Origin of the sequence: Pseudomonas sp. NFACC14 (assembly GCF_900106885.1) — a bacterium.
Lineage (GTDB): Bacteria > Pseudomonadota > Gammaproteobacteria > Pseudomonadales > Pseudomonadaceae > Aquipseudomonas > Aquipseudomonas fluorescens_AA.
Window position 1 is genome coordinate 46177 of record NZ_FNOA01000006.1, and the last position, 19594, is coordinate 65770.

12 protein-coding genes are annotated in these 19594 nt (G+C 62.7%); 1 reads left to right on the forward strand and 11 read right to left on the reverse strand.

Annotation, left to right across the window (positions count from 1 at the left end):
* Window positions 1-25: 25 nt before the first annotated feature.
* Window positions 26-463, reverse strand: coding sequence for an Lrp/AsnC family transcriptional regulator (locus BLU85_RS11775; RefSeq protein WP_092199420.1), 438 nt, complete (start codon window positions 461-463; stop codon window positions 26-28).
* Window positions 464-596: 133 nt separating this feature from the next.
* On the opposite strand from BLU85_RS11775, the gene BLU85_RS11780 reads away from it, so the two are divergent.
* Window positions 597-1490: a DMT family transporter gene (locus tag BLU85_RS11780; RefSeq protein WP_092199423.1), complete on the forward strand. Its 894-nt coding sequence runs from the start codon at window positions 597-599 to the stop codon at window positions 1488-1490.
* 15 nt (window positions 1491-1505) lie between these two features.
* Here BLU85_RS11780 and BLU85_RS11785 read toward each other — a convergent pair whose 3' ends face one another.
* The 10 genes from BLU85_RS11785 to glgA form a co-directional block, all read right to left on the reverse strand.
* Complete coding sequence (locus tag BLU85_RS11785) at window positions 1506-3131, reverse strand: NADP-dependent glyceraldehyde-3-phosphate dehydrogenase (protein ID WP_092199426.1); 1626 nt, start codon at window positions 3129-3131, stop codon at window positions 1506-1508.
* A 300-nt stretch (window positions 3132-3431) separates the two neighbouring features.
* Complete coding sequence (locus BLU85_RS11790) at window positions 3432-5891, reverse strand: autotransporter family protein (protein ID WP_092199429.1); 2460 nt, start codon at window positions 5889-5891, stop codon at window positions 3432-3434.
* A 181-nt stretch (window positions 5892-6072) separates the two neighbouring features.
* Window positions 6073-6837 carry an endonuclease/exonuclease/phosphatase family protein gene (locus tag BLU85_RS11795; RefSeq protein ID WP_219738694.1) on the reverse strand — a complete coding sequence of 255 codons (765 nt, stop codon included), beginning with the start codon at window positions 6835-6837 and terminating at the stop codon, window positions 6073-6075.
* Between the two features lie 320 nt (window positions 6838-7157).
* The gene (locus tag BLU85_RS11800) at window positions 7158-7922 is read right to left on the reverse strand and encodes a PIG-L deacetylase family protein (RefSeq protein ID WP_092199433.1); all 765 of its coding nucleotides are present in this window, start codon (window positions 7920-7922) and stop codon (window positions 7158-7160) included.
* Between the two features lie 251 nt (window positions 7923-8173).
* A complete protein-coding gene (gene glgX, locus BLU85_RS11805; protein ID WP_092199436.1) occupies window positions 8174-10333 on the reverse strand; it encodes a glycogen debranching protein GlgX in 2160 nt (719 codons plus the stop codon).
* A gap of 228 nt (window positions 10334-10561) precedes the next feature.
* Entirely contained in the window at window positions 10562-10915 is a 354-nt protein-coding gene (locus BLU85_RS11810) for a DUF2934 domain-containing protein (RefSeq protein WP_092199439.1), read from the reverse strand.
* Between the two features lie 20 nt (window positions 10916-10935).
* Complete coding sequence (locus BLU85_RS11815; protein WP_092199442.1) at window positions 10936-13722, reverse strand: malto-oligosyltrehalose synthase; 2787 nt, start codon at window positions 13720-13722, stop codon at window positions 10936-10938.
* Window positions 13719-15797, reverse strand: coding sequence for a 4-alpha-glucanotransferase (gene malQ, locus BLU85_RS11820; RefSeq protein ID WP_092199445.1), 2079 nt, complete (start codon window positions 15795-15797; stop codon window positions 13719-13721). Before malQ ends, BLU85_RS11815 begins: the two co-directional genes overlap by 4 nt.
* Window positions 15794-17596: a malto-oligosyltrehalose trehalohydrolase gene (treZ, locus tag BLU85_RS11825; protein ID WP_092199448.1), complete on the reverse strand. Its 1803-nt coding sequence runs from the start codon at window positions 17594-17596 to the stop codon at window positions 15794-15796. The genes malQ and treZ overlap by 4 nt, the downstream gene beginning before the upstream one ends.
* A gap of 7 nt (window positions 17597-17603) precedes the next feature.
* Window positions 17604-19175, reverse strand: coding sequence for a glycogen synthase GlgA (glgA, locus tag BLU85_RS11830; protein ID WP_092199451.1), 1572 nt, complete (start codon window positions 19173-19175; stop codon window positions 17604-17606).
* Window positions 19176-19594 lie beyond the last annotated feature (419 nt).

Consider the following 19594-nt stretch of genomic DNA (forward strand, 5'->3'; position numbering starts at 1 on the left):
CGGACGACCCGAGGCCGGTTTCCACTCACGCCATCGGCGGCAACCGCCGCTTGACCGGGCTCTTCTTGACAATGGCTGTATTGGTCTCGGCGTGGACATTGAGCTTGTCCAGCAAGGTATCCAGCTGTTCCATCGAGCGCACATGCAGGCGTGCGATGAAGCAGTCGTCGCCGGTAACCTTGTCGCATTCGGTGAATTCAGCGATGGCCTGGATCTGCCGCTCCACTTCCTGCAACTGCCCTGGCAGCGGGCGGATGCGCACGATGGCCTGGAGTTGATAGCCGAAGCACTTGGGGTCCACCTCGACGGTGTAGCCCCTGAGCACGCCCCGTTCCTCGAGCCGGCGAAGACGTTCGGCGACACTGGGGGAGGACAGGCCGCTGAGGTTTGCCAGGGCCTTGAGAGAGCGTCGGGAGTCTTCCATCAGGGCGCTGATGAGGATCTGGTCAATGTCGTCAGTCATTTCAGCTCCATTAGGCGAATGCGTGAAGTTGCCTTGATAAAAAAGGTCGAAACGCAGTTTAGCCTTTTTCAAGCCATGGAGAAGGCCCCAGTCGGCTCGGCATACTGTGCCCACTTGCTGAAGGAGCCTGAAGATGGACAAGACCTTACGCCGTGGTTCGCTGGAAATGACCGCCGCCATGCTGATCTCCGGAACCATTGGTTGGTTCGTGCTGGTTTCCGGTTTGCCGGTGCTGGATGTGGTGTTCTGGCGCTGCGTGTTCGGTGCCGTGACTTTGCTGCTGATCTGCGCCGGTTTCGGCTTTTTGCGGCCCGGCATCCTCACCCGTGCCACCTTCCTGCTGGCGGTGCTCAGTGGAGTGGCGATCGTCGGTAACTGGGTGTTGTTATTTGCCTCTTACTCCCGTGCTTCGATTGCCATCGGCACGGCGGTGTACAACGTCCAGCCATTCATGTTGGTAGGGCTGGCGGCGTTGTTCCTGGGGGAGAAGATCACCACGCAAAAACTGTTCTGGCTGGCGGTGTCGTTTCTCGGAATGCTGGCCATCGTCAGTGCCCATGGTGAGCAAGGGCAGGGCGGCGGTGACTATCTGCTGGGCATTGCGTTGGCGCTGGGGGCTGCGTTGTTGTACGCCGTCGCGGCGTTGATCATCAAGCGCCTGACGGGCACGCCACCCCATCTGATCGCCCTGATCCAGGTCAGCACCGGCGTATTGCTGTTGGCGCCCTGGGCGAACTTCTCGGCGTTACCGCAACACACCCAGGCCTGGGCCAGCCTGTTGACCCTGGGCATGGTGCATACCGGCGTGATGTACGTGCTGCTGTACAGCGCCATCCAACGGTTGCCGACCGCGTTGACCGGGGCCCTGTCGTTCATCTATCCCATCGCGGCGATCTTCGTCGACTGGTTCGCCTTCGGCCATCGCCTCGAACCGCTGCAGTGGCTGGGGGTGGCGGCGATCCTGCTGGCGGCTGCCGGCATGCAACAGGGCTGGGGCATCAAGTGGCGTCGCCCAGCCCTGCCGTAGCCCACCGGGCGTGGCTCAGAAGATGTAGTCCGTGGTCAGGAAGTTGGAATCCCGCTCACGGATGATGTCGCTGATCAACGCCTTGTTGCTCTCCTGGAACTTGGTCGCCACCAGCGTGCGGATGGAAAAGGTGCGCAGCGCATCATGGACGGACAAGGTGCCCTCGGCCGAGTTCTTCCGACCATTGAACGGGAAGGTGTCCGGGCCACGCTGGCACTGGGCGTTGATGTTGATGCGGCCGACCTGGTTGGCGAAGGTGTCCACCAGCTTGCCGACTTGTGCCGGGTCGGTGCCGAAAATGCTGAGCTGCTGGCCGAAGTCGGACTCCAGTACGTAATCGATCACGGTATTGAGGTCGCGGTACGGCACGATGGGCACGACCGGGCCGAACTGTTCTTCGTGGTAGACCCGCATCGCCGTGTTCACCGGGTACAGTACCGCCGGATAGAAGAATGAGTTGCGCGATTCGCCACCGTGGACATTCTTCACCTCCGCACCCTTGGCGACCGCATCGGCGACCAGTGAATGCAGGTAGTCGACCTTGCCCGCCTCGGGCAAGGGCGTCAGCGCCACACCCTCTTCCCACGGCATGCCGGGTTTCAGGCCGGCCAGCCTGGCGTTGAATTTTTCGATGAATGCCGGTGCCACGTCTTCATGGACAAACAGGATTTTCAGCGCCGTGCAGCGTTGGCCGTTGAAGGACAGCGAGCCAGTCAATGCCTCGCTGACCGCGTTGTCCAGGTCCACATCCGGCAGCACCAGCCCGGGATTCTTCGCATCCAGCCCCAGGGCGGCACGCAAGCGGTGCGGGCGCGGGTGGAGTTTCTTCAGGTCGCTGGCGGCCTTGTTGGTGCCAATGAAGGCGAAGATGTCGATCTTGCCGCTGGCCATCAGCGCGCTGACGGTTTCCCGGCCGCTGCCGTAGATCACGTTGATCACACCCGCCGGGAAGCTGTCGCGGAAGGCTTCGAGCAGCGGCCGCACCAGCAGCACACCGAGCTTGGCCGGCTTGAACACGACGGTGTTGCCCATGATCAAGGCCGGAATCAGGGTGGTGAAGGTTTCGTTCAGTGGATAGTTGTAGGGCCCCATGCACAACGCCACGCCCAGGGGAACGCGGCGGATCTGCCCGAGGGTGTCCTGTTCCAGCTCGAACCGGCTGGAGCGGCGGTCCAGTTCCTTGAGGGCATTGATGGTGTCGACGATGTAATCGCAGGTGCGGTCGAATTCCTTCTGGGAGTCCTTGAGATTTTTGCCGATCTCCCACATCAGCAACTTGACCACGGCCTCGCGCTGCTCGCGCATGCGCGCCAGGAAGGTTTCCACATGGCGGATGCGCTCGGCGACGCGCATCGTCGGCCACTGGCCCTGGCCGCGATCGTAAGCCCGGACAGCGGCGTCCAGGGCGGTGAGGGCGGTCTCGGCATCCAGCAGGGGCGTGCTGCCGAGAATCACTTGTTCATCACCCAGCTCGCCGGTCAGGTAGACGGGGCTGCGGACGACGGCCAGCGGCCCTTGCCAGGTTTCCAGGACGCCATCGACCAGGTATTCGCGCTGCTCGATCCGACCTTCGAGGCGGTAGGCGTCGGGGATGTCGGCGGCACCGGGGAACAGGTTGGCGAGGAAGGGGGCTGTGGTCATGTCGTTACTCCATCAATGAAATGAGCCATGTGCAGGCATGAAACGCTTTTAGCGTTATACGCCTTAATGGAGGTGTTTTTTAAGTGGCGGCAGATTGCTTGCGCCGGACTGCATTGCAGGAGCTATGCAGGAGAGGAGCTATGTAGGAGCTGACGAGTGAAACGAGGCTGCGATCTTCCCCCCGGACACTCGAGTCCCCAAGCGAAAGCGAGGCCGCTGACCTGGCAGTTGAAACCAGCGCCAATAAGGCGCTGATTTCAATGGGTTACTGTGATGCCTATTGGGGCGTCAAGACCCCGTCTACCAACTGATCCGCAAACCGACGTTCCCCATGACACTGTGTTGCTGGTTGCTGTCGAGGTTTTGGCTGTAGTTCGCGCCGGCGTACAGGGCGACGGTGGGCGCCAGGCTCACGGTGACGCCAATCCCGAGGTCACCGGTGGAGGCGCGCTGTTGGGTCTCGACCCGTTCGGTGTCGTCGAATATCACCGAATCGGTGCCGGAAAACGTATGCCAGAGATTGGTGCGCAAGTACGGTTCCACGGGCATGCCGCTGACCTGGTAGCGGCCCTTGAGGCGCGCACCGAGGCGGCCGGTCCAGGCACCGTCGGAATCGAATTCGACCTTGGAGACCCCATCGTTTTGCGTATCCAGGGAAACCTTTTGGTAGATGATCTGGGCCTGGGGTTCAAAGTCCCAGTCAGTGGTCACCTTGAAGGGGTAGCCGGTCTCTGCCGAAGCGGTCAAGGCGTGCCCGCGATTGTCGATTTTCAGGCCGCGCTCGGAACGGTTGTCGCCGTTCAATCGCGTGCCCATCACCACGGTGTCGACGTAGCCGCCGCTGGGGTCGGTGAGCGTCCAGTAGAGCCCGTAGCTGTCGCCGTCGAGTTCTATCTTGCCGGCGTGCCGGCCTTCGAACCCCAGGTTGAAGCCTTTGACATCGCCGTTCAATTCCGTGTGCCCGACGAAGAAGCCAATGCGCTGGGTCTGGCCGCCGGACAGAAGCGAGCTGTACAGATCGTTGCCCACCTGGAACCCCTTGATCGACCCATCGAACTGCGGCGTCACCGTACCGGCCCAGGTTTTATCCAGGTCTACGCCATAGACCCGGCCCCAACCCGCGCCGAACGCGCCGGTTTCCGTGAGCAGGCGCTGGTCACCCTGACGGTCATGGAACGTACCGAGGGCCATCAACGTCAATTGCGCCGCCGCCGGAGGCAGTACCGACCAGGTCGGCACTTCCGGGCGATACAACGGGATGGGGGCCGCGCCGGGCACTGCGGTTGGCAAGGGCGGCAGCGTCGGGGCGGGGGGCGCGCCCGGCGCGGGAGGCGCCGTCGGGATGGGCGCCGCTACCGGCCCGGCGACCACGGTGGAGCGCAGGTACCAGTTGTCTGGGTTGCCGCTCACGCCACCCTTGAACAGACGGTAATCGAACGCGCCGGCCGAGACGGACTGCGCCAGCGAAAAGGCATTGACGTTACTGACCGCGCCACCCAGGGCCTGGACCACTTCGATGCCATCCTGAGTCGTCAGTGCGCCCGTGCCGCCCAGGTTCGTGACCGTGATAGCGGTATTGCCGGTGAGTGTCCCGCCATTGACCACCAGTTTGTCGCTGGCCGAGCCATCGGCGCCGACGACCGTTTGCACGTGTAACTGGCCGTTGCCGCCGACGTAATTGCCCTGGACGGTAAGCGTGTCGTTGGTGCGGGTGTTGCCCTGGGTAAGGTCTATCGTGCCGGCGTTATTGAGTGTCGCCAGTTGGCCGGCAGTAAAAGGGGCGATGACGCCTTGGGTCGCCGTCAGCGTGCTGCCGCTCTCGATGTTGAGCGTCCCGGTGCCGGTGGCGCTGTCACCCAAGGTCAGTGTGTCGTTGAGGTCCAGTTGCGAGCCCTGGGTGAGGTTGACCGTTTCCCAGTTGAGATAACGGGCGCCGGTGCTGGAGGTGCTGCCACTGAAGGTCAAGACGTCCTGGCCCGCGCCACCGTTCAGGCTGGGTGTGGTAGCGAGCTGGGTTTCATTGAGGTTGCTCAATAACGCTGTGTCGCTGCCGTCACCCATCAGGATGGCCGAGTGAATGAGGCCGCCGCTCCACCGAAACTGGTCATCGCCGGCACTGGCCCGGACTTCACCGAGGATTTCGCCACCGCTGACGGTAATGCTGTCGTTGCCGCCGCTGACACTGACATTGCCGCCGATGCGTCCCCCGGAGAGGATGATGGTGTCCTGGCCGAAACCGGTCACCAGGTTGCCGATGATATTGCCACCGGACATATCGAAAACGTTGTCATCGAGCTTCATGTCGACCCGGCCGATGGTACCGCCCGTCATCTTGGCGATGTCGCCGTCTTCGAACGCATCGACGATGGTGCCACCGGTCATCAGGAATTGATCGAGACCATCACCTTGGGCCAGGGAGAGGATCCTGCCGCCGTTCATGACGAAAGAGTCGGCTTCCGAGCCTTGCTCGACATCACCATCAATCACGCCGTTGGCGTTGATTTCGAGGGTATCGACGCCGGTGCCGAACGTGACATCCCCGGTAATGACGCCGCTGCCTTTGGCGGGCATGGTCAGGCTGTTGTTGCCTGAAAGGTCCGTCAGCCCGGGGCTGGTGCCGCTGTCGCAGACATAGGTGTCATCGCCTGCGGTTGGCGCCAGTGTGCAGGCTGCCATGGCGGCGGGCGCGGGTAACAGGAAGGGAGCCGATACCCACAAGGCGTTGAACAGCCGATTGAATCCTTTATCGTGCCGAATCATGTGCTATCCCTCTGCATCGGCATCCCCATGGACACCGGTTTCAGCATCGGTTGCACAACAGATGGCACACAGGGCCTGGCAACGCTCGCTGTATGGAATGGCACGCTAGCAACGAATAAAGGGCGTCGCTACTGTCAGAACTTACAGGTCCAAGGGCGGAAAGCGTGGGGGAAGGCGCGCTCTACAAATGCACTTCCACCGAAAGCGGCAGATGATCGCTCAGGTGGGTCCAGGGCTTGTTGCCCAGTATTTGCGGGGAATGACTGCTGGCGTTGCGCAGGTAGATGCGGTCCAGGCGCAACAGCGGGAAGCGGGCCGGATAGGTTCTGGCGGGGCGGCCGAGGTGGTGCTCGAAGGCTTCGTGCAAGTAACCTCGGCGGGCCAGGGCGAGGTTGCCGCGCAGTTGCCAGTCATTGAAGTCACCGGCAATGATCACCGGGGCGTCCTCGGGCAGCGAGTCGAGCAATTGGCAGAGCAGTTTGAGCTGCAGCTGGCGATGGCTTTCCAGCAGGCTCAAATGCACGCAGATCCCGTGGACCGCGGCGTGGCCTGGCACATCCAGCACGCAATGCAGCAACCCGCGCCGTTCGGGGCCGGTGATGGACACATCGAGATTGCGGAATTGGCGGATCGGGTACTTGGAAAGCAAGGCGTTGCCATGGTGGCCATCGGGGTAGACCGCATTACGGCCGTAGGCGAAGTCGCTCCACATGCTGTCGGCGAGGAATTCGTACTGGGACGTCTGGGGCCAGTTGTCGTAGCGTGACGCGTGGCGGTCATGTTCGCCGAGTACTTCTTGCAGGAACACCAGATCGGCACCGGTACTGCGCACCGCTTCGCGCAATTCGGGCAGGATGAAGCGCCGGTTGAGGGCGGTGAAGCCCTTATGAGTGTTGACCGTCAGGACCCGCAGCCGATGAACCGCCGCAGGCGCGTCCGATGGCATGGGTTCGACAGCTCGCCAATCGGGATCTTGAGTCACGTTCACTCCTGAATCAGACGTACTTGTTCATGCGACTGATCCAAGACACCGGCAGTTCCGGATTTTTCGTGTCCCCACCGATCCATTGTGGGAGCGGGCTTGCTCGCGAAGACGTCGGCACATCCAACATCATCACTGAATGTACCACCGCCATCGCGGGCAAGCCTTGCTCCCACAGGGGGGCGCACGCAGAGGTTGCATTCCCAAGGAACCAATGTGGGAGCGAGCTTGCTCGCGATGGCGGTGTATCTGAACCACCGCCACCGCGAACAACAGGCAGGCGTTCAAATGAAGACAATCTCATAGGGCAAGCCCATCCGGTCAAGAATGACCCTGGGCAACAGTGGGGCGATGCCGCTCGCCGGTTCGCCGCTGAGTTGGCTGACGTAGGCGTGCATGGCGTGACGTTTGCGGGCGGTGGTCCAGACGTCGAGCCGCAGTTTGCGGGCCCGGTGCCAGGGGATTTTATTCTGCTCGCGGACCGGCCAGTGCCAGGCCCACACCGGCAGCTCGTTGAACGCCACTCCGATCCTGTCGGCGGCCAGGGCTCCGGCGCGCCCGACGGTGTCGTGGTCGCTGTCGCCATCCTGGCGCCAGGTGCTGAACACCACGTCACCGGGGCGCAGGTGACGGGCAATGAACGTGGCCAGCTCGGTTTCGTGCTCGGCCAGGTTTTTTTCCGGGAAACCGCCGCGCACCCATTGCAGGCCATGGGCAGCGATGCCCAGGCGATGCAGGGCGTCGACGCTTTCCTGGGGATGAGGGCGGTGTGCACGCAGGCGTTCGTCGTTCCACAGCGGTGAGCCGGGGTGGGCGAGGGCGCCATCGGTGACCGAGATCAGCAACATGGGCTGGTCCAGGTTGTTCAGCAACTGCAGCAATCCGCCACAGGCCCCGATCTCATCGCCCGGGTGCGGGGCAAGGATGACGGCGCGAGCGCCGGCGGGAATGAGTGTCTGGGTACTGATGATCGGAATATCGGCCAGTTGCGCGGCACTGTTCCAGATTTGCGGGTGCTGCCGGCCAGGCAGGCGAGAGGCGGGCTTCATAAGCGACATCCTTGTGTGTATTCAATCTTTCAGCCATGCACCGGGCCTACTGTCCGATGGCACCGATGGGGCATGACTGCGATTCACAGTGCTCCGAATCCTGGAGACTACCGCAGGGGTAAGTATTGACCATGTCAGCCGATCCGTCTCGTGACATGTGCATCTGAGCTGCATTTTTTTCTTGAAACTGGACGGTGTGGAATAAAAAACCGCGTCCTTGCGGTTCCTTATGGCTGTTTACAGCAGGTATTTCAATCCTCTTCTTCGCGTTGCAGTTCGAACAGCAGCAGCGAGCGTCCGGTGACGGAGTATTCGGAATCGAAATCGAAGCGCTCCTGTCCACGAACGGTCGGCTGGTTGGTGTCGACCATACAGGTCCAGAAACTCCCCTCCGGGACTTCCGACAAGCGGAAGTTGACGATGTCATGATGCGCGTTGACCACCAGCAGCAGCGTCGCATCGCCCCCTTTGCGCCGAATACCGGTTTCCTGGGCGCGGCCGTCCATCAGCATGCCGAGGCAGCGACCATGGCTGTCCTGCCATTGTTCGATGGTCATTTCGCTGCCGTCCGGGGCCAGCCAAGTCACGTCCTTGACGCCGATGTCCTCGTTGTAGTTACCCACCAGGAAGCGTCCGCGTCGCAGGATCGGGTAGGTCAGGCGCAACTTGATCAGGCGCCTGACGAACTTGAGCAGCGCCGCGCCATCCTCGCTCAGGTCCCAGTTGACCCAGCCGATCTCGCTGTCCTGGCAATAGGCGTTGTTGTTGCCGTGCTGGGTACGGGCAAACTCGTCGCCGGCGACGATCATCGGCGTGCCTTGGGCCAGCAGCAGGGTGGCGAAGAAGTTGCGCATCTGCCGATGGCGCAGCGCATTGATTTGCGGATCATCCGTCGGGCCTTCGACGCCATGGTTCCAGGACAGGTTGTTATTGCTGCCGTCCTGATTGTTCTCGTCGTTGGCTTCGTTGTGCTTGTCGTTGTACGACACCAGGTCATGCAAGGTGAAACCGTCGTGGGCGGTGACGAAGTTCACCGAGGCATACGGCCGCCGGCCACGCTGGTTGAACATCTCGCCCGAGGCGGTCATTCGGCTGGCAAAATCGGCGAGCTGGCCGTCATCACCCTTCCAGAAGGCCCGCACCGTGTCGCGGAACTTGTCGTTCCACTCGACCCAACCTGGCGGGAAGCGTCCCACCTGGTAGCCTCCGGGGCCGCAGTCCCAAGGCTCGGCGATCATTTTCACCTGGCGCAGCACCGGATCCTGGCGACAGGCGACGAGGAAGCTGTGGCGCTCGTCGAAACCGTCATGGTAACGGCCGAGAATGGTCGCCAGGTCGAAGCGGAAGCCATCGACGTGCATTTCCGTGGCCCAGTAGCGCAGGGAGTCGGTGACCATCTGCAGCACGCAGGGATGGCTCAGGTCCAGGGTGTTGCCGGTTCCGGAGTCGTTGATGTAGTAGCGCTTGTCGTCGGGCATCAGCCGGTAGTACGAGGCGTTATCGATGCCGCGCATGGACAGGGTGGGGCCCTGTTCGTTGCCCTCGGCGGTGTGGTTGTAGACCACGTCGAGGATGACTTCCAGGTTGGCCTCGTGCAGGTGAGCGACCATCTCCTTGAACTCGGCGATCTTGCCGCTGGCCAGGTAGCGCGGGTCGGGCGCGAAGAAGGCAATGCTGTTGTAGCCCCAGTAATTGGTCATGCCTTTGTGCAGCAAGTGCTGGTCATTGACGAAGGCATGGATGGGCAGCAGTTCCACCGAAGAGACACCGAGCTTGCGGATATGCTCCAGCACATCGTCGACCATCAGCCCGGCGAACGTACCGCGCAGGTTCTCGGGCACCGACGGGTGGCGCATGGTAAGGCCGCGCACGTGGGTTTCATACAGGATGGTCTTGTCCCAAGGCACGCTGACGCGCTGGTCGTGGCCCCAGGTGTGCGCGGGGTCGATGACTTTGCACTTTGGCACGAACGGGGCACTGTCGCGCTCGTCGAAACTGAGGTCGCCGTCGGGGTGGCCGATGGTGTAGCCGAACAGGGCTTCGGACCACTTCAATTGACCGACCAGCTGTTTGGCGTAGGGGTCGATCAGCAGCTTGTTCGGGTTGAAGCGATGGCCGTTCGCCGGATCATAGGGGCCATAGACCCGGTAGCCATAGATCAATCCCGGGTGGGCATCCGGCAGGTAACCGTGATAAATCTCGTCGGTGTACTCCGGCAGCTCGATGCGTTCGAGTTCGACTTCGCCGGTATCATCGAAAATGCACAGTTCGACCTTGGTGGCATTGGCTGAAAACAGCGCGAAGTTGACCCCGAGGCCATCCCAGGTTGCACCCAGTGGAAAAGGCAGCCCTTCACGAATCCGCGAAGCCTCGATAACGGGCGGCGGCGTGGTTTTGTTTGGACGGGTCATAGTTGCTCCTGCAAAAAAACAGACAGATACAGCGATGTTGTTCACTTCGAAGGGATGGCATCACCCTTCACCTGTGGCGAGGGATTTATCCCGTTACGTGGAACTAAAGTTGCTTCTTTGTGAGAGCAAGGCTGTCCCTTGACGAAGCGATGGGTTCCTCCAGACATCGAGGCGCCTGTTTCGCGAGCAAGCCTTGCTCCCACCTGACGAGGAGATCGGTAGGAAGAATCAAACCGCCGGTGGCTTGCGCGGTGCCCGAGGTTTTTTGTCGGCGGCCTTGTTCGCCGGTGGCACGACCGCTGCGGTCGCCGCGGCAGGCTTGGCCGCTGGCTTGGCCTTGGGCGTGGTGTTTTTCGCGGCGGTCTTGGCCGTGGTGCCCTTGGTTGCAGCAGGCTTGGCGCCATCGGTCTTGCTGGCCGCCGATTTACTCGCGGCCTTGGGTGGCTTGCTCGGCGCCAGCGCTTCGGCTTCAGCCAGTTTGCGCGCCATCTCCCAGTGGCGTTTTTCCTGCCCAGCAGGCTTACCTTCGGACTCCCAGATCTGATAGGCGAATTCGCGAATGCGTTTATCGTCGGTACTCATCGCAGTGCTCCTGATTCAACTCAAGGTTGGATAAAGACATTGACCGGGAAATTCCCCAGCGCGGTGCTGATCAGCAGCTCCCTTTGGGGTGTGACTGTTGCGCTTGAAAAAAGTCCCTTCAGTTTTTCATCCTTGGCGGCGAACGGTAACGATACGCGGGTATCGCCCCAATCCGACGCAGCCACCAGCGGCACGGCACTGTTTTCCAGCAAATGCGCCACATGGACAGGTACGACAACGACCGCCCGTTGCTGCGAGTCCTCGCGCATGAAAGCCAGTACCCGATGGGCCTGCTCACCGAGCACGTCCAGCGGTTGGTAGCGGCCCTGGCGCCACAGTTGCGGATACTCGGCTCGCACGGCCAGTGTCCGGGCGATCAATGCCTGTTTGATCCGGCCGTCACGCCAATCGCGTACCAACGCGGCTGGGGTGTTGTCGGCCTGCATCGCTTCGCGGCGTGCCTGGAAATCCACTGGGCGGCGGTTGTCCGGGTCCACCAGGCTGAAGTCCCAGAACTCGTTGCCTTGGTACAGGTCCGGTACGCCGGGTACGGTCATGCGCAGCAAAGTTTGCGCCAGACTGTTGAGGGCGCCCGCCGGCGCGACGGCCTGGACCGCCTCGGCGATGGCGCTGCGCAAGGGCAGCCCCTCATCGCCCAGCAGCAGGCGTTCGAGGAACATCTGGGTGGCTTGCTCATAAGCGTCGTTGACCGCCGCCCAGCTGCTTTGCAACTTGGCTTCGCGCAGAGCCTTGCGTTGCCACTGCCACAGGCGTTCGTTGTAGGCGGCCAGCGCCTGGTGGTCATGGAGGTCGAGGTCCAGGGGCCAGCTGCCGAGCAACGCCTGGTACAGGATCAGTTCATCACCGGCCGAGGGCGCCGCCGGGTCGCTGTGCAGCGAAGGCGAGAGGATGCGCCATTGCTCCACGCTGGCGGTGTACCAGTCGGCGCGCTCGCTGAGCACGGCCAGCCTGGCGCGGGTGTCTTCGCCGCGCTTGTGGTCGTGGGTGGCGGTGGTCATCAGGTTGTCGGGAAAGTGCTCGAGGCGTTCGGCGCATACCTGGTGGAACGCCTGCGCCGGGGCGCTGAAACGCTCGGTGTCATAGCCCACGTCATTGCGCGACAGCAGCACCGCCGAGCGATAGAGGGCAGTGTCCTCCACGGCCTTGGCGGCGGCCGGCGAGGTCAGTTGCTGGAAGCGTACGCAGGCGTGGCGCAGGCGTTTGCGCTGGCTGCCGCGGGGGCGTTGCCGCCAAGGCATGCCACCGAGCCAGCCGGCCAGGCAGTCGAGCACTGGCCAGTCGGCTTCGCTGAGGGTTTGCCGGGCGCCTTCCAGGGCCTGGTTGAAAAACACCTGGTCTTCAGCAGAGCGTCCCAACGGCGTGATGTAGGTGCGATACACCGGGAAATGCACGACCAATTCCTGCAAGGCCCGCCGAATCGCGCCCAGGGTCAGGTCGCGGGTCATCACATCGTCCCTGGCCACTTGCAGCAGGGCCTGGGCAACGCTTTCGAAATCCCCGGCCAAGGAACCATTGAGTATCTGCTGGCGAGCCAGGCGGGCTTCTTCGATGAAGTGCGCCGGCCGCTCACTGTGCCGGCTCCAGAATTCGGCCAGGGGGGCGGCACCGGCCGGGTCATGCTGCAACAGCGAGACCTGGTTCATGAACTCGTAACCGGTACTGCCGTCGATGTTCCAGTCCCGCCGCAACGTCTCGCCATCGCCGAGGATCTTCTCGACGAAAATCGGCAGGTGTCGGGTCGGCGACAGCGAATTCACGCGTCGGCGCAATTTGCGGCAGTAACCACGAGGGTCGGCAAGACCGTCGATGTGATCGATCCGCAGCCCATCCACCAACCCTTCGCCGATCAATTCGAAGATCTTGGCATGGGTGGCTTCGAATACCGCCGGACGCTCGACCCGCAGCCCGCCCAATTCATTGACATCGAAAAAACGCCGCCAATTGATGTCGTCCGCCGCGGTGCGCCAGCTGGCGAGCCGGTAGCTCTGGCGCTCCAGCAACTGATGCAGGCGTTCGAAACCCTGGGGCTGGGTAGAGTCGTAGCCAGCCAGGTTGTCCTCGACGGCGGCCAGGATGCCGGCGTGTGCCGCCAGGTCCCGCAACTCCGTTTGCAGCGGGCGAGCGAGGGCGTGGGCATCGGTCTGGTAATTCAGCGTGGTGAAGCGCTCAGCCAGGGTCTTGAGCGATTCGGCCTGCTCGACGGGCAGGGTTTCGGCGGGTTTGAGCAGCTCGCCGTAGTGCATCGGGCAAATCGGGAAGCGATGTTCATAGTGTTCGACGTAGAAGCTGCCATGGGTGGCATCCAAGCGCAGTCGCAAGGTGCCTTCCTGCAAGGCCACGCCGTAGTCGCTGCCCAGGAACGGCAGCAACAGCTGGCCTTCCATCAGCGGGTCGGGGGAATGCCATTGGATGTCGAAGAACTCGCCGTAGGGGCTGAGTCGACCCCATTCCAGTAGATCCAGCCACCAGGGATTGTCATTGCCGCCGACGGCCATGTGATTGGAGACGATGTCGAGGATCAAGCCCATCCGGTGCTCGCGCAAGGCTGCAACCAGGCGCCTGAGCGCGGTTTCGCCGCCCAGCTCGGGGTTGACCAGGGTCGGATCGACCACGTCGTAGCCATGCATGGAGCCGGCCCGGGCTTTGAGCAATGGAGAGGCATAAATGTGGCTGATGCCCAACGCGGCGAAGTACGGCACCTGGGGTATGGCATCGTCCAGGGTGAAGCCTTTATGGAACTGCAGGCGCAATGTTGCCCGCAGAGGTTGGATCAATGGCTGTTTCATCGGTCACGCTCGTTCGCCTGAAGTCGCGCGCAGGCGAGTATTTCCAGACGCCGGGCGGCGTCCGGGTGATCCAGCAACGCCTGGCTCTGCTGGGCCAGGCGGCGGCGCCAATTGGGATGGGTATCGATGGTGCCGGGCAGGTTGGCCTGCTCCTCGATCCCCAGGGCATCTTCGAGCGGCAGCAACACCAGCGGTGCGCGGGTGTGGCCGAGGAAGCGCACGCTGGCATCCAGCACCTGGTCGGTCTCGCGGTGTTCTTCGCGAAAATTCTGCGGATCCTGATTCAACACTTGGCGCAGACCTTCGCGTTCGCGCTCGCGGTGTTTGCGCCAGTCGATTTCGGTGTGGGAGTCGATCAGGTCCAGGCGGGCGTTCCAGTCGATGTCGTGACCGTGCCACCAGCCGTTGAGCGTCGGCAAGTCATGGGTGCTGGTGGTGGCGAGGGCGTTGTCCGGCCAGTCGAGGATGGGTTTGAAGTGGGTGTTGTCCTGTTCGAACAGCAGCACGCGCATGCCGAGGATCGAGCGGGCGCTGAGTTTGTCCCGCAAGCCATCCGGCACGGTACCGAGGTCTTCGCCCAGCACGATGGCCTGGTGCCGATGGGATTCCAGTGCCAGCAAGCGCAACAGGTCGTCTACCGGGTAATACAGGTAGGCACCGTCGCTGGGTGGGGCGTCGTTGGGAATCACCCAGAGCCGTTGCAAGCCCATGACGTGATCGATGCGCAAGCCACCGGCGTGGGCAAAGTTGGCCCGCAGCATTTCAATGAAGGCGCGAAAGCCGTTGCGCACCAGGCCTTCCGGGGAGAACGCCGAAATGCCCCAGCCTTGGCCGGAGCGATTGAGAATGTCCGGCGGTGCGCCCACGGTCAACGATGCGAGCAGTTCGTCCTGCCGGCTCCAGGCCTGGCTGCCAGCGCCATCGGCACCTACCGCCAGGTCGGCGATCAGGCCGATGCCCATGCCGCTGGATTTGGCTGCGCTCTGGGCGCGTTCCAGGCAGCGGGCGATCAACCATTGGCAAAAGGCGTAGAAACCGATTTCGTCGGCATTTTCTTCGGCGAAACGGGCCAGGACCGCGCTGCGAGGATCGCGCCATTCTTCCGGCCACTGCCGCCAGTCGAGGCTTTCGCCACGGGCGGCGCGTTCGGCCTGCAAGGCCTCGAAGCGGCAATGGTTTTCCAGGGCCTCGCCGCTGGTGTGGCGGAAACTGCTGAAGTCTTCATGCAGCGGGTGCGCGCCCTGGCTGAACCCGTCGTACAGGGCGCGGAGAATCTTCTGCTTGGCCTGGGCGGCGACTGGCCAATCGATCAGCGGCTGCTCTTCCAGGTTGCGCAATTGGTTGGTCAAACCGGTGGCGTCGATGGCGGTGCGCAGGGCGCGTTCGCCGAGGATGGTGCCGGGGGCGGCATACAGGCTGTTGAGGAACAGTCGGCTGGACGGCGAGTAAGGGCTGTAGCGCCCGGTGTCGCTGCTGAACATCGCGTGCATCGGGCTGATGGCAACGGCATCGGCGCCGCGTTCGCCGGCCACCCGCACCAGTTCCTCCAGGGCCTGGGTATCACCGAAACCGCCGTCCCCGGGGCGTCGCAGGGCATACAATTGCGCGCTCAAGCCCCAGGCACGGGGCGTCGGGTCGTCCACCGCATCGGCCACGCTGTAGCAGCGGGCGGGTGCGACGGCCAGGGTGAAATGCTGGCCCCGGATGTTGACGTGCTGATAACCCACCGGGACCATGCCCGGCAGCTTGCCGTCGGCATCGAGGTTCAGATTCAGTGTCGCGCCGTCTTCGAGTTTGATTTCGCAGGGTGTCCCGGCCTCGAAGTAGCGGCTCAAGTCCAGGCTGGCCCCGACATCGGCGGTGATCAGCGGTGGCAGTTGATGGTTCTGTTGATCTTTCTGCAATTGCAGCAGGCTGGCGTCGATTTCCTGGGCACTTCCAGCTGGGTGGCCCAGGCCCGTGAGGACTGAGCGCAAGACCGCCGCCGAGACTTTCTGGGCCCGGCCATTGGCATCGATCCAATCCACCGCCAGGCCCGCTCGGCTGGCGAGGATTTCCAGTTGCGCATCGCTCATAGGCGCTCTCCAGTGATGTTGGGCAAGGTTGTCGCCTGCGTCAGACTGACCAGCGCGCTGTAGGGCGCGAGGACGCCCTGTTGCAACAGACCCACGATCTGCTGCGGATGTTCGAAAAGAATGCGTGTCTCTTCCGGGGCGTGGTGTGCGACGGGCTGGTCGCCAAGGTTCAGGTCGATGCGCAACACGCTGCCATCGCCCAGTCGCCAGCGTGCGCTGACGGCACCATGGCCCAGCACATCGGCCCCCAGGGCCTGGGCACCGGGCAGGCGCGGGACGATCTCTTCACGGCGGATTTTCAGCAGTTGGCGATACAGCGCCTCGCTGGCCTGCTGCTCCGCACGTTGCGATTCCAGGCTTGGCCGTGAAACCTCGAAGGTGCTGGCCGCGTTGGGGTCGGGAATTCGCTCGCGTTTCTGCGGATCGGCAAAGGCACTGAACGCCTTGAACTCGTTGCGTCGGCCTTCGCGCACGAGTTCTGCCAGTTCGCCGTGATGACTGGTAAAGAACAGGAATGGTTGTTCGGCGGCCACCTCATCGCCCATGAACAGCAGCGGAATCATCGGTGACAACAGCAACAAGACGGTCGCCGCGTGCAAGGCCTGAGGTGGGGCGAGCTGATGCAGGCGTTCGCCCAGGGCACGGTTGCCGACCTGGTCATGGTTCTGCAGGAACAGCACGAATGCGCTCGGTGGCAGGTGACCGCTGGGTTCGCCCCGGGATTCGCCGTGGCGATTGGTATGGCCCTGGAAGACAAAACCCTGGCTCAGGCAACGTGCCAGTTGTTCCGTCGGCTGCTCGGCATAGTCGGCGTAGTAGGCGTCGGTCTCGCCAGTCAGCAGTACGTGCAAGGCATTGTGGCCATCGTCGTTCCACTGGGCGTCGTAGCCCTGTTCCAGCAGGCTGGCCTGGTTGTGTTCGTTTTCCACGGTCAGCCAGACATGCCGGCCCGGGTCCACCTGTTCGCGCACCCTGGCCGCCAGCTCCTGGAGAAAGTCCGGGTCTTCGATGGCGTGTACCGCGTCGAGGCGAAGGCCGTCGAAGCGGTATTCCAGCAGCCACATGAGCGCATTGTCGATGAAGAAGTCTCGCACTTCGCGGCGGCGGAAATCGATCGCCGCGCCCCAGGGCGTGTGCTTGTCTTCGCGGAAGAAGCCCTTGGCATAGCGATGCAGGTAATTGCCGTCGGGGCCGAAGTGGTTGTAGACCACGTCCAGGATGACGGACAGCCCATGGCCGTGGGCGCTGTCGATCAGATGCTTGAGTTGTTCAGGCGTGCCGTAGGAGGCTTGGGGCGCGTAGGGCAGGACCCCGTCGTAGCCCCAGTTGCGATCGCCGGGAAACTGCGCCAGCGGCATCAGCTCGATGGCGGTGACGCCCAGCCCGGCCAGGCGGGCCAAATGCTGTTCGACACCGTTGAAGCCGCCCAGGGCGCCCACGTGCAATTCGTAGATGACGGCTTCGTGCCAGGGACGGCCACACCATTGGGTGTGCCGCCATGGGTAGGCATGAGGGTCGACCACCACGCTGTGACGGTCGATGTCGCCGGCCTGGGCGCGAGAGGCCGGGTCCGGCACCTCCAGCTCGCCGTCGATGTTGTAGCGGTAGCGGGTGCCGGCGGGGCAACGGGTCTGGATCATGAACCAGCCGTCGGCTTGGGGCAGTAACGGTATTGACTCTCCAGTGTCGAGTTCGACACTGACAAAAAAGGCATCCGGGGCCCAGAGGGCGAAGCGGGTGTGCTCGTCATCCAGCATGACCGCCCCGTGGGTCCATGTATTAGGCGTCCTTGACGTCATTGTTACCTCATTGTCTGGCCGATTTTCCCAGTGACTTCGCCACCAGCTGTTCGTAGAGTTCGGCATAGGGTTCCACGGCCTGGCGCCAGTTGAACGGTGCCGACATGGCCCGGCAGCGCATGGCGTTGAGCAGGTCGGGGAACTCGAAGACCTTGAAGGCCCGGCTCAAGGCCTGTTGGTAGCTCTCCACGGTGGACTCATCGAACAGGAAACCGGTGACGCCATCCTCGATGGTGTCCGCCAGGCCTCCGGTATTGCGCGCCACCGGCAGCGAGCCGAAACGCTGGGCGTACATCTGGCTCAAGCCGCAGGGCTCGTAGCGCGACGGCATCAGCAGGAAATCGCTGCCGGCGAACATCCGCCGCGCATCGGTTTCGTTGAAGCCGATGCGCACGCCGATGCGGCCGGGGAAGCGCAGTGCCAGTTCGCGCATGGCCTGTTCTTCCTCCGGTTCGCCGCGGCCGATGATGGCGATCTGGCCGCCGGATTCGACGATGAACTCGGCGACCGCTTCGGTCAGGTCCAGGCCTTTCTGGTAGACCAGGCGCGACACCACGGCGAACAGCGGGCCAGGGGAGTCGTCGAGGCCAAACAGTTCACGCACATGGCTGGCGTTGACGGCCTTGCCTTCCCAGTCGCCCATGGCGAACTGACGGAACAGGTGGGTGTCGGTGGCCGAGTCCCAGCTTTCATCGATGCCGTTGGGGATGCCACTGAGCAAGCCTTGTTGGGTCTTGGCAGCCAGGAAGCCGTCGAGTCCGCAACCAAACTCAGGGGTGGTGATCTCCTGGGCATAGGTGGCGCTGACCGTGGTGATATGGCTGGAGTAGGCCATCCCGGCCTTGAGGAACGACAGTTTGCCGTAGAACTCCATGCCTTCCTGTTGCAGGGCGTGCTCGGGGATGCCCAGTTCCGGGCAGGACGCCAGGCTGACCACGCCCTGGTACGCCAGGTTGTGGATGGTAAACAGGGTCGGGGTGCGTTGCCCGCGCCAGTGCATGTAGGCCGGCGCCAACCCGGCTGGCCAGTCGTGGGCGTGGACCAGGTCCGGGCACCAGTGGATCTGCGCCAGGTTGGCGGCGATGTCGGCGGCGGCCAGGCCCAGGCGGGCGAAACGAATGTGGTTGTCCGGCCAGTCGCGACCGTTGTTGGCGCCGTAGGGAGAGCCTTCGCGGGCAAACAGTTCCGGGCAGATCAGTACGTAGATCACCAGGCCGTCGGCCATGTCCATGCGCCCGATCTTGCAGGGCGGCAGTGCTGCGTGGCCGCCCAGTTCGCCGACGATGTGGATCGGATTGCCGCTGTTCATCACTTGCGGATAGCCGGGGATCAGCACCCGGACGTCGTGCAGCCCGGCCATGGCCCGGGGCAGTGCCGAGGACACATCGCCCAGGCCGCCGGTCTTGACCAGATCGGCGATTTCAGAGGTGACGAACAAGACTTTCTTGCGATTGGGATTCTGTCGAACGACAGGGAGCAGTGCCTTGCCGCCGGTGACCAGCACCGGGGCCGTCGGCGATCCGGCCGCCGGCGGTAATTGAGAACGAACTTGTTGTGGTTCCAAGGCAGCACTGATCATAAATATCTCCCATTTTCTCGATCTGTTTCCGGCAAGCGCCAGAGCTGTTGTTTCATTGGCCGAATCCTGCGGCCAGGCGCACAAGCGCTACGCAAGGAAAGCGAACGGCTACCCAAACGCGACGAAGCGAATCAGCTGAAGGAGCTGTTGCAATGACCAGTGCAAGGACTGCACCAGTCGCTGTTGCCCTACCTCTAACCTGACCTGTCGCCGTTGCGAAAAGTTTCGACTTTTTTTCGTCCGGATGACCGGTCGGTTTTCTCCCCGGTTTGGCAGTCTAGGTCATATCCTAGAGCGGTGCGCCTCGGTTCGTCGCATTGTCAGACAATCACGTTTTTTAGCGGCAATGTCTTACACGACGAAGGGGAGTACGCACCGACGAAGTGCAGTTTTCTGCAAAGGAAAAAGTGTATGGGGAG

Coding starts and splice junctions, on each gene's coding strand:
- glgX (WP_092199436.1), bottom strand. CDS start 10,333: ATGACCCGTCCAAACAAAACCACGCCGCCGCCCGTTATCGAGGCTTCG.
- BLU85_RS11780 (WP_092199423.1), top strand. CDS start 597: ATGGACAAGACCTTACGCCGTGGTTCGCTGGAAATGACCGCCGCCATG.
- BLU85_RS11775 (WP_092199420.1), bottom strand. CDS start 463: ATGACTGACGACATTGACCAGATCCTCATCAGCGCCCTGATGGAAGAC.
- glgA (WP_092199451.1), bottom strand. CDS start 19,175: ATGATCAGTGCTGCCTTGGAACCACAACAAGTTCGTTCTCAATTACCG.
- BLU85_RS11800 (WP_092199433.1), bottom strand. CDS start 7,922: ATGAAGCCCGCCTCTCGCCTGCCTGGCCGGCAGCACCCGCAAATCTGG.
- malQ (WP_092199445.1), bottom strand. CDS start 15,797: ATGAGCGATGCGCAACTGGAAATCCTCGCCAGCCGAGCGGGCCTGGCG.
- BLU85_RS11790 (WP_092199429.1), bottom strand. CDS start 5,891: ATGATTCGGCACGATAAAGGATTCAATCGGCTGTTCAACGCCTTGTGG.
- BLU85_RS11795 (WP_219738694.1), bottom strand. CDS start 6,837: ATGCCATCGGACGCGCCTGCGGCGGTTCATCGGCTGCGGGTCCTGACG.
- treZ (WP_092199448.1), bottom strand. CDS start 17,596: ATGACGTCAAGGACGCCTAATACATGGACCCACGGGGCGGTCATGCTG.
- BLU85_RS11815 (WP_092199442.1), bottom strand. CDS start 13,722: ATGAAACAGCCATTGATCCAACCTCTGCGGGCAACATTGCGCCTGCAG.
- BLU85_RS11810 (WP_092199439.1), bottom strand. CDS start 10,915: ATGAGTACCGACGATAAACGCATTCGCGAATTCGCCTATCAGATCTGG.
- BLU85_RS11785 (WP_092199426.1), bottom strand. CDS start 3,131: ATGACCACAGCCCCCTTCCTCGCCAACCTGTTCCCCGGTGCCGCCGAC.